Here is a 14432-nt window from a genome sequence, read left to right as displayed (position 1 = left end):
TCGGGTCGTAATCCGCATCGCAAATCGCATTAAAACAGAGCTTTATCTCCTTAACAAATTCACGCCGGAATTCACCCCATCTGGTCTGCACGATATACGGCCGCAATGCCCGGATGGCTGTCTGTAGGGGCGATTCATGAATCGCCCCTACGGTATCACGGTATGGCGCCACCAATCGCCAGTTGCCGAATACCTTCCGCTCGGCATACGCCGCCGTCTCTATCGGCATCATCTCCTTTATCTTCTGCGCCTTCTTCCAGTTTACCTGTATCCGCGCCTTGCGATATGCCTTTTTTGCCCATCTTTTCACACCTTTTAAACCCTCCTCATTTATGGCTGGAATAGGGATTTTGAGTTGAACTTTTCCGGCCTCATTTATGTTCGTATCATCTTGACTCATAAGGAATTATAAAATTTGGTAAAATCAAACGTAGGGGGGTAGTCACACCCCCCGCCGTGGGGGATTCTTTATAAAGCCGTGCTCCCCTCCTCGTAAGGCCGTGGGGTACCCATCGCAAAACTACGGGGTAGTCTTCACCAAGGTATAGGGCACCTCTTATCAGAGTATGGGGAGCCACTTGTCAGGGTATAGGGTACCAGTCACCAAGATATGGGGCGCCCTTTACAAAACTATGGGGTACCGCTTACCAAGGTATGGGCTCCCCTTCACAAAGGTATGGGGTACCACCCAACAAAGTATGGGGTATCCCTCAGCAAGGCATGGCCCGCCTGACTGGACGGGCATGGGTGCCATGCTTGATTTTATAATTTTCAACCGAATTAGCATAAGCATCAAGCGCAATAAAAAAGGCTTCCCGATTTTTACGTCAGGAAGCCCTTTGGTGTTATATAACCCTTTTGCTTATTACTGCTTGATGGCCAGCCCCAAACCGCGTCTGTCGGAGGGAGTGTTATTAAATGGTACGGTTTCAGCCGGTACATAAGGCGACAACGTCTTGCCGTCGGCACCAATCAGCATCCGGACCATTTCTTCCTGCTTGTCATTATCGTAGAGGCTGATGACATCCGCGGAACGGTAATCAACTCCAGCAACAGCGGTGGCACTAAGCGCCCCGATTTGCGTGGTAACTACCGTATAAGTAATATTATCAAAGGTTTGGATTTCTGTCGCGCCGCGCCGGCAGACTGTCATTCGTCCCGTGGCATTGCCCACGCCATCCAGCGTTATTCGGCCCAACGTAACCTCGTTATCGGGCAGTTCGGTTCCCATAGAGTTATCCCATTTATCACGCCTAAATACAAATGTATATGTGCCGGATACGCTGGCAACGTTAAACGTTCCTGCGGGAGAAATCGGCAAGGCGACTCCGAAATTAAGATAATTTTGCCAGAATTCAACTCCTGACCCAGACCATGTATCTGAGGGGCTGGTCGTATCACCGGCGTAGATGCCGATGGAACGGTCGTTTAATAGAGCGCCCCAGGTCTTATCGACCGTGAATCGGCAGTTTGCATCTACCGCAAGAGGCGCCGCATTGGTGTCGGTGTAATATCCAATGGTCGGTACCGTAACGGTTTGTTCCGTTGGGCTCAATGGCCGTTGAATTTCAATCCGGTTATTGGTTTCGGTATCGGTAACCGCCCCGGCTGTGGCCTGCAGCCAGCCTATGCCGACATCGGTTTCTAACCTAAAGTTCTGATAATTCGTCGCGCCGCCGGCGGTATTGTAAGCCGTGATTACCCCGGCTCCGTAACCATTAAACGCAAAGTCGCCGATAAGGTTAGGGCCGTTGGTATTAGTTTCTTTCAGTATGGCATAAATCATGTGATAACCAACATAAGTATCTTGTGTCTGGCTGGAAGGAGAAGCTATTTCAATGGCGATAAATACCTTTCCATCATTTCTGAGCCCGCCCCGGATAATGCCGTTTGTTTGGGGCATCAGCATATTGATGAAACCGCTGGCATCCGCGTAGTATGTTCCGGACATGGGGATTCCCACCAGTTCAATCTGTCCGCCCATACTAGTGTGCGAAATTGCGTCGGAAAGATAAATACTTCGGCGGTGTTCGCTGTTATTAGCCGGAAGAATCTCAAAAGTTCCCACTCCGGCGGCCGATGGTGCGCTCATGGAAATTATTCCCCAGCCGGATTGAAGCTCCATCCAGGTCGGGGTAATCGAATTTAGCGCTGGTATGGCAAGGTTCTGACGGACGAAATAATATTCGCCTCCCGCAAAGAGATTGGGGTTAGCCGGCGGGGTGGGCGGGATTACGATATTGCTTACGCTCATAGTGGGCGGAGCAAGATATAAAGTCGCTCCGACTATTACCAGGGAATTCGTTACGCCAAAGTTCATGATTACCTTAGATGTCCCGTTAGCCACGACCCTGATGGGGTCAGGCATCGGGAAAGCCTTGAGGAGCGTTGAACCGTCGTTGCTCCAGGTGAAAGTGCCGCTGACGGAGAAATAAACAGGCACCTGGTCGGTTGCGTTTCCCGGGTATGGGCTGAAAGTAGTTGCGCCGACGCCGGATGCCGCATAGGAATATTCAATCGCGTTTTTAATGGTGAATCTTGCCGCATTATAGGTGCCCTCCGGCATCGAGCCCTGCCCGAAAGCGCTTCCTATCTGCGCCGCGTTCTGGAAGTCTATTTGTGTGCCTGCTACGCTGTTAAATACTTCTACCCACGTGGTCCCGTTGGTCGAAAGCTCTGTTTTATACAGCGTAACTTTGTAAGTATCCGGTGTTACGGTTGCGGCGGTTGCCGGGAAGGAAAGCGTTATGCCGACCAGCACAGCGCTTACCAGGATTGACATGATTATCAGGTATTTGGTTTTTACCATCTTTTTTATCCTCCACTTTTTAGCCATCCCGAAATATGTCGGGATGATTAGGTTTTTTCTCCTATAATAATAACTGTTCCTGCAGGAAGCCCTGAGCCTCCCGGTGCCGCTGTTTCATCGTCATCTGAACTGCTGGCTGAACAGCCGACTATAGCACCGGCTATAATCAGGCTTAACACTACCAAGAGCGTCAGCTTTTTCCTCATTTTAGTCACCTCCTTTTTTACTACGAATCTTATTGAATATTATTACTTATGAAAAAATAAATTGCAAGAAATAAAGATTATTTTACCTCAAACCTTCCCTGCGCCAGGCATTTTGAACTGCTGGCGTTTTTATAAAAGGAAACTATGTAAGAACCCTTAGGCCAGTTGGATTTATATTCCAGCCAGACGTAATTCCATTTTGACCACGGATTAATCATTTGTTTCCCCCAATAGGTCACCTTGCCGGTTGAGGTGTTTTTCCATAAGGAGACCACCTCCTTAAAATCAGCCATGGTTCCTTCGTTCTTGAAACAGGCAAAAATCTTTTTGGTGTTTTCGTAGAAATATGGGGTCGCGTAACCCGGGCTGTTATCGTTTGGGTTGACGAGGGAGGTGAAAAAGACTTCAGCCGTATCTGTAACGGCTCCGGTCTCGGAAACTTTAAGAAGCGAGTTGATTAATTCAAGGGGGTTATTGTCTTTTAACTCTTCGTTGGAAAATCCCAGTTCGGCGGTTGCCAGTTTTTCTTTCAGGTAATCTTCGGGGATTTTATTTAAAATCTCCTGGATGGTTTCGTCCGGCAAACCATGGGCGATTGACAGTGCCGTGCTTAACGGGGTATTGCCGATTAAACGGTCCAGGTTTTTAGGCGAATAGAAATCTCTTTCCGCGTTCTGAATGTTGGCCGCGGCCGGATTAGGAGATACAGCCGGTTTTCCCTTAGCGGCCAGGGTGGTATTGTTTTTGGGCTTGTTTTGCCTGGATTCTTTAGTAGAGCCAGGGTAACGATTTGTCGCGGCTGAGTTTGTTTCGTTAGAATTGTTGTTTACATTAACCGAATCGTTTTTAGGATTAGTTTCCGAAGTATTATTGTTTTGGCCTCCGGTATAAAGGATATTGAACCAGATGCCGAAAAGCAATCCTATTGATCCGGTAATTCCCACCCAGAGCAATATTTTCTTTATGCCCATATTGCGGGCCAATATACATTATTATATCGAATTTGTCAAGCTTAATCTTTTGGCTTAATGAGTGCGTTGTTTTTGATAAAGCCGTAACGCAAACCCCGGGATGATACCTTAATGGTTTTTATGTTCCACAAATCCATGATTGCCGAAAGGATTGCTGTTCCTGCCGGGATGATATCAGCCCTTTCTTTTTCAATCCCGTTTATTTCCATGCGCTGGGTAATATTCATCCGGCATAATAATTTCAGCAATTCGGTTACCTTGTTTCTGGTCAATAGATAGCCTTCTATTTTTCCTGGAGTCAGTTTCTTTAGTTTTTTGGCCACAGCCGCCAGGGTGACTACGGTTCCGCCCACCCCGTAACAATTAACCGGTTTAGGCGTTGCTTTGGCCGGAAGTCGGCGTTTGATTTGCTTCAATAGTTTATCGTAATCGGATTTCAATATCGGGTCTGAATGAACGCATAATTCCGTCAGTTTCACCGCGCCCATCGGTATGCTCTTCCACCATTTTACTTTAGGTCCTATTCCATAAACAAGCTCCGTGCTGCCGCCGCCGATATCAATCACCAGGTTTTTCTCTTTGCGTAAGGAATCAACAGCGCCAAGGTATGAAAAATATGCCTCCTCGCGGCCTGAGACGACCTTAATCCTTAGCCCTGTTTCCCTTTTGAGCTCATGGATGAATTCAGCGGAATCTTTTGCCTCCCGCAATGCGTTTGTTCCCAGGATAAATATGTCGCTGATGTTTTTCTTGCGGCATTGGCGCGTAAAACCTTTTATCAATTGTAATGTTTTATTGGAACCGGATTTGTCAAGCCGTTGCGTAGTTTTCAAGTTCCGGCCGATTCTGGTGATGACAACCCGTTCATAAAGCGGAACAATCCTGAAATGAGGGGGTGGATTAACTTTAGCTATGAGCAGCTTTACCGAATTGGTGCCTAAATCGATGACCGCGAGTTTATGCATAAGCGTGATTAAGCCCCGTCCCCCGACAGGCATCGGGGAAACGGGGCATAGGGGTGTTTTAACTATTTCTTTTTGCCTTTTTTGGAGCCGCATCCGCAGCCTTTTTTACCGCAACTCATTTCAGTCACCCCCTTCCGATTAACTAGTTAAATTATTTACGGTTGTATTAGACAAATTTATTATCGCCCAGTCAAGATTTTTTATCGGCCAACAAGAAAATATATTTTATTGACAGCCCATTCTGTTTTAGATATCATTATTTATCCGATGAATGATAAAACTGTCATAGCAAAGCCGGAAACCAAATCAACGCCTACGCCCCAAAAAGTCGTTTACACTTCTGCTGATATCCCCGGCTTTGATTACCAGCGCGATTTGGGTGCGCCCGGCAAATTCCCTTATACACGCGGAGTCTATCCGGATATGTACCGCGGCCAGCTCTGGACCATGCGCCAGTTTTCCGGGTTCGGCACCGCCAAGGACACCAATAAGCGCTATAAATTCCTGCTTGCGCACGGACAGACCGGTTTATCGGTCGCCTTTGATTTTCCCACGCTTTACGGGCGCGATTCGGACGACACAATGGCAAAAGGCGAAGTCGGCCGTTGCGGCGTGGCAATCGCTTCGCTTGAAAACATGGAAACGCTTTTTAGCGGCATCCCGCTTGACAAGGTTTCCACCTCGATGACCATAAACGGGCCTTCCGCGGTCTTGCTGGCTTTTTATATCGCGGTAGGAGAAAAGCAGGGCGTGCCTTCAACGCAGCTCAGGGGTACGATACAAAATGATATCCTAAAAGAATACATCGCGCAGAAATCCTGGATTTTCCCGCCCAAGCCTTCGATGCGCATTATCACGGATATACTTGCTTTCTGCGCGGACCACGTTCCGAAATGGAATACGATTTCCATCAGCGGTTATCACATACGCGAAGCCGGCTCGACCGCCGTGCAAGAGTTGGCGTTTACATTAGCCGATGGATTCGCCTATGTGGAAGCAGGCATCGCCGCCGGGATGGATGTGGATAAATTCGCCCCGCGCCTGTCGTTCTTCTTTAATTCACACCTGGATTTCTTCGAGGAAATCGCCAAATACCGCGCGGCGCGCCGTATCTGGTCCAAACGGATGCGCGATAAATACAAGGCCAAAGACCAGCGTTCTTACCTCATGCGTTTCCATACCCAGACCGCCGGATGCACGCTGACTGCGCAACAGCCGGAAAACAACATCGTCCGCACGGCTTACCAGGGACTCTCGGCCGTTTTAGGCGGGACACAGAGCCTGCATACAAACTCCATGGATGAAACGCTGGCTCTCCCGACCGAACACGCGGTCCGGATTGCCCTGCGCACCCAGCAGATTATCGCCTATGAATCGGGCGTCACCAATACAATCGACCCCCTGGGCGGCTCGTATTATGTCGAAGCGCTTACCAATAAGATGGAAGCGGCGGCCGAGGAATATTTTAAGAAGATAGATTCCTTCGGCGGGGTGATTCCGGCAATCGAGCAGGGTTTCTTCCAGCGGGAAATCGCCAGCTCCGCTTACCAATACCAGAAAGAAATCGAAGCGAAAAAGCGTATTATCATCGGCATAAACGAATTCGTCGAGGATACGCCGCCCGATATCGAGCTTCTTAAGATTTCCACCAAGGTGGAACACGACCAGAACCAGGGCTTAAAGAAACTGCGCCGGCGCCGCGATAACGCGAAAGTAAAGAAATGCCTGGAAGCAATTAAAGCTGCCGCGCGCGGCACGGATAACCTGATGCCCAAAATTCTCGAAGCGGCCAAGTGCTATACAACCCTGGGCGAAATTATCAATACATTAAAGAAGGTCTTCGGCGAATACAAAGAACCGCCGATTTTCTGGTAGATTTTTACGAGGAGTTATTATGACAGATAAAATCAGAGTTCTCGTCGCCAAGCCCGGACTGGACGGACATGACCGCGGCGCCAAGGTGATTGCCTGCGCCCTGCGCGATGCCGGGATGGAGGTGATTTACACCGGACTCCACCAGACGCCGGAAATGATTGTCAACGCCGCGCTGGAAGAGGATGTCGATGTGGTCGGTTTATCCATTCTTTCCGGCGCCCATATGACCATTTTCCCGGCAGTCCTGAAAATGCTCAAATCAAAAGGTATGAAAAACGTATTGCTGACCGGCGGCGGAATAATCCCGGAAGACGATATGCCCAAGCTGAAAAATCTCGGCATCGGATGCCTCTTTACCCCGGGCGCGCCGACCACGGAAATAATCGATTACATAAAAACTGAAGTTACCAAACGCAAGAAAAGTAAAAAATAAACCCCGCACCACAAGCCTGCCTGCCGCAGGCAGGGGTTCGGGGTAAAGGAGGAATTTATGGCGTTTAAAAAGACAAGGGATGTCTACTTTGTTTCAGGCGGCATAAGCAAATTTGCCAAGGCCCGCCCTGACGTGACATTCCAACCCATGGTGAAAGAAGCCTATGACTATGCCCTGAAGGATATCGGGCTTGAAAACAAACAAGCGCCGGAAGTGTTTGACGGAAGCGTTGCCTCTTATTTTTCCGACCACTTCGCGCGCCAGTTGATGTCAGGCATTATGGTTCAGGATTACCTTGGCCTTTGCCCCCTGCCCAGCCACCGAGTTGAGGCAGGCGGCGCGACCGGCGGAGTCTGTTTCCAGGAGGCCTATAAAAATATCGCATCCGGCGTCATGGATACCTGCGTCGCTTACGGATTCGAAACCATGTCCCACGTCAATACCTGGAAAGGGAATGAATTCATCGCGCTCGCCTCGGATGTCAGCTTTGATTATCCGGTGGGCGGATTTTATTCCGGCTATTACGCCATGATGGTCGTCCGGCACATGCAGGAATTCGGCACGACCGTGGAACAGCTGGCAAAGGTCTCCGTCAAGAACCATATCAACGCCTTCCATAATAAATACGCCCAGAAAAGGAAACGCCTGACCGTCAAGGATGTGCGTAATTCGGATATGGTCGCCTGGCCGCTGACCTTACTTGATATCTGCGTGATGAGCGACGGCGCGGCATGCGGCATTCTCGCCAGCGAAGACGGCATAAAGAAAATCAAGAAAGCCACCGGCAAGGAACCGAAGAACCTCGTCAAGGTCACCGGCATCGGCCGCGGCACGGATGCCATGCGTATGTCCGACCGTCCCCACAAGAAAGTGATTCTCCTGGCTCATGAAAAAGCCTCCGATTACAAAGACCTTAAATATCCGGGCATACATTCATTCCGCGCGGGACGCACCGCTTCCAAGCTCGCTTATGAGCATGCCGGGATTAAAGACCCGTTAAAGGAAATAGATTTCGTGGAACTGCATGATGCCTATACCTCATCGGAAATACAGACCTACGAGGATATGGGGCTGTGCAAATACGGAGAAGGCGGCAAGTTCGTGGAATCCGGCGCGCCTTTCCTCCCGAATATAGATTACGGTTTGGGCAAGCTCCCGCGCCAGGGCGAAATTCCGGTCAACCCTTCAGGCGGTTTGATTGCCTGCGGTCATCCGGTCGGCGCGACCGGCTTGATGCAGGCGGTCTTCGCGCTTTGGCAATTGCAGGGCTCGATGAAGAAACATCTGGGAGATGATACCATCCAGGTGAAGAACGCCAAGCGCGGCGCCATCCACAGCCACGCGGGAACCGGAACTTATGTCACAGTGTCTATATTGGAGAAAGCGTAAAATGATTTCGTGCTTTGTAACAAATTCAGTGTTTTCGTGTATCATAAAGGAGGAATGAAAATGAACATTCAACCGATTACGCCCCGCCTGAAAGATACAGTCGGGCAGGCAACAGTAGAAAGAATAAAGCTTCCTGAGACAGACGACGGGACGATTCTTTTTAAAGTCCCATTCCCCAAGGAGATGAAGGACCTGAAGCACATGTCGCCCATTATCATCAAGCAGCCTTATCACATTGACTACATCCACAGCTACGGGCAGGATTCTCCCTTCTTTGCCGGACTGGCAAACGGCAAGCTTCTGGGCACCAAGTGCCCGAAGTGCAAATACACTTATGGGACGCCCAAGGCGCATTGCATGGAATGCGGGTCGCCGACCGAATGGTTCGAACTGCCGGAAGTGGGGCGCATCCATACATTTACAGTCTGCCATTTCGGGAGCGAAGAGTTCCTCAAGGAAACGCCTTTTATCCTTGTGCTAGTCGAATGGGATAAGGTAGATACATTATTCTTGAGCCGCCTCGTCGGCGTGGATACATCCAAGCCGAGTTTGAAGCTGGTAGGGATGAAAATCAAGGCGCAGTTCAAGAGGAACGCCAAATTCCGCCCGACGGATGTTTATTTTGTACCCCATTCTGAGTAATATTAATCGGGTATCCCCGTAGTCCCGCAAAGCGGGACGGAGCGGGATCCGGCGGAATAAGAAAGCTTATTTTAATAAAGAAAAGTCCCCCTTGATGAAAGGGGGACTTTGTTATATTAACCGCAAAGGCGCAAAGGCCGCAGAGAAATATTAAAATAAGGAAAGAAGGGGACCATGATGAATAAAAAGGATATGCTCTTTCTTTGTTTGATGCTAATGATTATGATGATTTCCTGCCAGAGCGTTGACCCAAATGTTATCCCTGATTTGAAAAAGGAGAATGACGAATTAAAACAAGAAATCCGGGCGTTAAACATCGAAAATCGCGATTTAAGAAAACATTTTGAAGAAAAGCTGAGTGATTTGAAGCTAAAAAATGAACTTCTTGCACAAACAGTTGAGGAGGATGAAATAACAATAAACGAAAGAACAGAAATGCTTGAAGTTACAAAAAAACTTATAAAAGATCTACAAGTAAAGATTGAAGAATTGGCAAAAAACAACGAAGAACTGGCAAAGTATACCGAGGAAATGGCAAAAACCAGCAAAGAATTAAAAAAGCAACTAATGGAGAAAAACAAACCTGACCAGGAAAATAAATAGGAGTTCGGGATTTAAAGCCAATCACCCAAAACAAATAATCCCCTCCGTGTTCTCCCGCCTTTGGCGAGGCTCGCCCCGATGGCAATCGGGGGGGGCGGCTGCGCCGGAGTTTACCCCGCATTTAGCGGGGCGGCAAAGTCCCATCAAACCCCTCTCGTCACGGTTACCTGAATCGTGATTACCACTTTGAGCAGGAATTCAGGGTGCATCCGCCTGAAAAAGAGGCAATCAATAAATCCTAATTTTATTGATGGTTTCTATTCCAGGATAAAAAACACTCCTTTGTATCAAGATGAGCGCATTCTATTATGTTGCCATGTACTTCTTTTTGGGTTAGTGGGAAGTGAAGTTCCTTTGCGGGACCGTATGGAAAGCGTTAAAGGAATATAGCATAATCTTTTGTAATGAGCGAGGTAATCTTTTGGGGCGGGGGATGCTTCCTCCAAATTATATAGGGATAATCTTTAAGAGGATATAAGACAGCCTTTTGGTAAATATACGGCAACTATTGTGTGAGTATATGGTGACTATTAAGTAAATAAAGGATAATGATTAGGGACGGGGGGTGATCTTGGCTATTTCCGGGTATGGTTAGGTGGGGGGTGGGGGGAGGTAGTCCCCCCTCTTTCTAACTCCTTATATTTCTTGGAATTAGAATTTAGGTTAAAACGCTTTTCCAGCGTTGGAGACGCTGATACAATGCATCAAAACTAATAATACAGATATTCTTAGCAGAGAGAACTATAATTGTTATCAATAAAAGATTATTAGTTTGATTAAGTCGTAAAGTTAGATAAACAAAGTCATTTAGCTTCGCCCATCTAAAGACGGGCTAGACTTGTTTGTTTGGTCATTCTCAAAATGCTTTAGTTTACCAACGAAGCAGTATAAAATGGGGGTGTTTCCCGAATTACTTCTTTATCCCATTCGCTAGCCCACTTTGCTACGCTACGGGGATTTCCTATTAATATTACATAAGAATGGGGTGCTTCGGGGATGTCACTTTCCCTTTCCTGCCGTCAGGGACTCCCGATTGATAATTATTAAATCTGAGCGGGGCGTTCCGGTGTTTAGCATAATTACTTCTTTAGGATTCCGCCGGATTTGACGATAATTAATGTATAATTATGCTGAAAACTTTGGGACTTATTCCTTTATACATCCTCCGCCGCTGGGGGATTCACCTTTTCGTTCTGGGCATGAGCGTTTTCCTCCTGCTTCTCGTCCACCGCAAGGTCTACGAACATTTTGACAGCGATTCGCGCTACATGCTCGATATCAACGCCTTCAAGGTTGCCAATAACCCGGACTGGCTGATTGACCAGGAACTGCGCGACGCGATGAACGATTCGCTCATCCTTAAAGTGAAAACGAGCTCCTTTGACGAGGATATCATCAACCGCCTGCGCCAGCATTATGAATCGAATCCCTGGGTAAAGCGTGTGGAGACAATCGAACGCCGTTTGCCCAATGACCTAAAAATCAAGCTGGAGCTGAGGCGTCCGTATCTGGCGGTCGCGAAGAATAATAAACAGGTGGCTTATTACCTGGTGGATAAGGATATGGTCAGGTTGCCCGGAGAATACAGTGAACTGCCTGCGATGCCCACGGTATTGCCGGTAGTGGCTGGGGTTGCCGCCAATCCGCCCCTCGCCGGCAGGATATGGAGCGATAAGGGCTTGAACGCGGCGGTGAGCGTGGCCGCGATACTGGATGAGAATAACCTCTTGGATACATTAAAGACCAAGACCATAGATGTCGCCAATATCGGCGGAAAGATTAATTCCAAGGAAAGCGAAATCGTTTTGGTGACGCAGGATAAAATCCGTATAGAATGGGGACGGCCGCCTGATACGGATAAGTTCGGCGAGCTCTCTGTGGCGGAAAAGATAAACAATATCAAAACCGTATTGAGCGCCTGCCCTCAGTTAAAGGGCGTCAGATACGTCAAGATACAGTTTGACCAGCCGTATATCGCACTGGAAGATAAATAGGGTTAGCCAGTGCGAAGCCTCCCGACCGAAGCGTCGGGACTAAGACACTAAGGCACAAAAAGATTTAATTCTTAGTGTACCTGCCTGGCCGGCAGGCGGGTTGGTGCCTTGGAGGCAAAAAAATCCCCCCAACTTTCATCGGGGGGATTGTGTTTTTTAGCAGGTGGCTTAGTTCATACCTAACCACTGTGAAATTTGCGGGGCGTATTTCACGGTAAGGCCCGCAAAGACGACTGATACCATGGACATCAGTTTTATCAGGATGTTAAGCGAAGGGCCGGCCGTATCCTTGAACGGGTCGCCGACTGTATCGCCGACCACTCCGGCTTTATGGCAGAAAGAGCCTTTGCCGCCGTACTGGCCGCTTTCGATATATTTCTTGGCGTTATCCCAGGCGCCGCCCGAGTTTGCCATCATAACCGCCAGGACGAAACCGGTTGAAAGGCCGCCGACGAGCATTCCCATCACTCCCGGAACGCCCAGTAAGAGACCGACCGCGACCGGGGCGATTAAAGCCATTGAAGCAGGCAGAATCATTTCCGTCTGCGCGCCCTTGGTGGCGATTGAAACACAGGTGGTGTAATCCGCTTCGGCTTTGCCTTCCAATAGCCCCTTAATTTCTTTAAACTGGCGGCGGACTTCCTGGACCATTCTGCCTGCGGCGCGCCCGACCGCTTTCATGGACATGGCGGCGAACGCAAAGGCGAGCATGCTTCCGATAAAAGCGCCCACCAGAACTTTCGGGTTCATCAGGGTAATCTGGAAAAACTCCATAAAGTTATCCAGGCTTGCTCCCGCCACGTTAACGGCTCCGGAGCCGATTTGGATTACCGTGGTGCCGGCTCTTTCCAGTCCGATTCTTATTTCTTCTATATAAGCGGCAAGCAGGGCCAGCGCGGTCAGAGCGGCTGAGCCGATGGCAAAACCTTTGCCGGTTGCCGCGGTAGTGTTGCCCAATGAATCAAGGGCGTCCGTTCTTTCACGCACAAACGCAGGCTGATTGGTCATCTGCGCGTTTCCACCCGCGTTATCGGCAATCGGCCCGTAGGCATCGGTTGCCAGGGTGATGCCGAGAGTGGAAAGCATGCCGACCGAGGCAAGCCCGATTCCGTAAAGCCCGCGGATGGGGTCGGTGAATCCGCCGGAGAGTCCGTAGCTCAGCATCATGCCGATGCCGATGGAGATAACCGGGATGGCGGTTGAAAGCATACCGAGCGCCATTCCGGAGATGATGGTGGTTGCCGGTCCGGTTTGGGTCTGCTCGGCGACCAGCTGGGTGGGTTTATAGTCGCTGGAGGTATAATACTCGGTTGATTTCCCGATGATTATGCCGACGACCAGCCCGACCACGATAGCCAGCCAGATTCCGATAGCGCCGCTTGAGACTCCCATGAAGACAGGGTTTCCTAGTCCGGCGACATCTTTTAAAATATAGAACACGGCAAAAGCCGAGAATATCACGATAAGGAGCGACGAAAGGTTAATTCCCCTGAAGAGCGAGGCCATCAAATCCTTTTGGGTCGCCTTTTCCTTGGTGCTGACGGCGTAAATGCCGATGATTGAAAGGAAATTGCCGATTCCGGCGATAATCATGGGCAGTATTACCCAGGGTAGCGGGTCGGCGTTTAAGCTCAATGCGGTTGCCGCGCCCAGGGCGGCTGAGGCAAGAATCGAGCCGCAGTAAGATTCATAAAGGTCCGCGCCCATTCCGGCGACGTCGCCGACGTTATCGCCGACGTTATCCGCGATGACCGCCGGGTTTCTGGGGTCGTCTTCCGGGATGCCGGCTTCCACTTTGCCGACCAGGTCCGCACCGACATCAGCCGCTTTGGTGAAAATACCGCCGCCGACACGGGCGAATAACGCCTGCGTTGAAGCTCCCATTCCGAAGCAAAGCATGACCACGGTTATTTCTTTCAACTCCATCGGCTGGAAGAAAATGAAGTTGGGATAAATTTGGTGAAGCGCGGGGACTCCTTTGTAGAGGAGCAGGAACCATAGGCAAATGTCGACCAGTCCGAACCCGACCACAATCAATCCCATGACCGCGCCGCTTCGGAAAGCGACTTTCAAGCCTTTATTAAGGCTGTCCTTGGCGGCAAAGGCGGTGCGGGAGCTGGCTTCGGTCGCGCTGAGCATTCCGAGGTAGCCGCATAATCCTGAGAAAAATCCGCCTGTCAGGAACGCGAAAGGCACCCAGACAGACTGGACGCCCAGTCCGAATGCCATAATGCTTAACAGGATTGAGATTATTACAAAGACGATAGCTACCACTTTGTATTGCTGTTTAAGGTAAGCCATGGCGCCTTTTTTTACATAGCCGGCAATCTTTACCATTTCCGGCTCGCCCGGATTCTGCTTTTTCATCCAGAAATAAAACATCAAGGCGAATCCCAGGGCAACCAATGAACCAAACGGGGCGACCCACCAGATCGTGGGGATGGAGCGCGTCGACTGGACAGCCGCTTCCTCGGCCCATAAAGGCGTCCCGGTCGCGAACAATCCCGCCGCAGTGCAACCCGCCACCAGTAACTTTCTTGCCATA

12 protein-coding genes are annotated in these 14432 nt (G+C 49.5%); 6 read left to right on the top strand and 6 right to left on the bottom strand.

Annotated elements, in window-relative coordinates:
• The 5 genes from HY811_01495 to HY811_01475 all read right to left on the bottom strand — a co-directional run.
• On the bottom strand, positions 1 to 310 hold a 310-nt coding region (locus HY811_01495), incomplete at its 3' end, for a hypothetical protein (protein MBI4833481.1).
• A gap of 555 nt (positions 311 to 865) precedes the next feature.
• Positions 866 to 2809 (bottom strand): hypothetical protein, encoded by a 1944-nt coding sequence (locus HY811_01490; protein ID MBI4833480.1) that lies wholly within the window; start codon positions 2807 to 2809, stop codon positions 866 to 868.
• Between the two features lie 47 nt (positions 2810 to 2856).
• Positions 2857 to 3015, bottom strand: coding sequence for a hypothetical protein (locus tag HY811_01485; GenBank protein ID MBI4833479.1), 159 nt, complete (start codon positions 3013 to 3015; stop codon positions 2857 to 2859).
• Positions 3016 to 3092: 77 nt separating this feature from the next.
• On the bottom strand, positions 3093 to 3986 hold the full coding sequence (locus tag HY811_01480) for a hypothetical protein (GenBank protein ID MBI4833478.1): 894 nt from the start codon (positions 3984 to 3986) through the stop codon (positions 3093 to 3095).
• A gap of 41 nt (positions 3987 to 4027) precedes the next feature.
• Positions 4028 to 4951: a Ppx/GppA family phosphatase gene (locus HY811_01475; GenBank protein ID MBI4833477.1), complete on the bottom strand. Its 924-nt coding sequence runs from the start codon at positions 4949 to 4951 to the stop codon at positions 4028 to 4030.
• Between the two features lie 267 nt (positions 4952 to 5218).
• On the opposite strand from HY811_01475, the gene HY811_01470 reads away from it, so the two are divergent.
• The 6 genes from HY811_01470 to HY811_01445 all read left to right on the top strand — a co-directional run bounded on the left by HY811_01470 (position 5219) and on the right by HY811_01445 (position 11887).
• Positions 5219 to 6826: a methylmalonyl-CoA mutase family protein gene (locus HY811_01470; GenBank protein MBI4833476.1), complete on the top strand. Its 1608-nt coding sequence runs from the start codon at positions 5219 to 5221 to the stop codon at positions 6824 to 6826.
• Between the two features lie 19 nt (positions 6827 to 6845).
• Complete coding sequence (locus HY811_01465; protein MBI4833475.1) at positions 6846 to 7259, top strand: cobalamin B12-binding domain-containing protein; 414 nt, start codon at positions 6846 to 6848, stop codon at positions 7257 to 7259.
• Between the two features lie 57 nt (positions 7260 to 7316).
• On the top strand, positions 7317 to 8648 hold the full coding sequence (locus HY811_01460) for a thiolase domain-containing protein (GenBank protein ID MBI4833474.1): 1332 nt from the start codon (positions 7317 to 7319) through the stop codon (positions 8646 to 8648).
• Between the two features lie 183 nt (positions 8649 to 8831).
• A complete protein-coding gene (locus HY811_01455; protein ID MBI4833473.1) occupies positions 8832 to 9290 on the top strand; it encodes a Zn-ribbon domain-containing OB-fold protein in 459 nt (152 codons plus the stop codon).
• A 174-nt stretch (positions 9291 to 9464) separates the two neighbouring features.
• Entirely contained in the window at positions 9465 to 9893 is a 429-nt protein-coding gene (locus HY811_01450; GenBank protein ID MBI4833472.1) for a hypothetical protein, read from the top strand.
• 1127 nt (positions 9894 to 11020) lie between these two features.
• Entirely contained in the window at positions 11021 to 11887 is an 867-nt protein-coding gene (locus tag HY811_01445; GenBank protein ID MBI4833471.1) for an FtsQ-type POTRA domain-containing protein, read from the top strand.
• Positions 11888 to 12055: 168 nt separating this feature from the next.
• Here HY811_01445 and HY811_01440 read toward each other — a convergent pair whose 3' ends face one another.
• Positions 12056 to 14431, bottom strand: a complete 2376-nt coding sequence (locus HY811_01440; protein MBI4833470.1) for a sodium-translocating pyrophosphatase — start codon at positions 14429 to 14431, stop codon at positions 12056 to 12058.
• Between the last annotated feature and the right edge of the window lies 1 nt (position 14432).

It is taken from the genome of Planctomycetota bacterium (genome assembly GCA_016207825.1).
Taxonomy (GTDB): domain Bacteria; phylum Planctomycetota; class MHYJ01; order JACQXL01; family JACQZI01; genus JACQZI01.
This window is presented reverse-complemented; position numbering and strand designations above follow the sequence as displayed.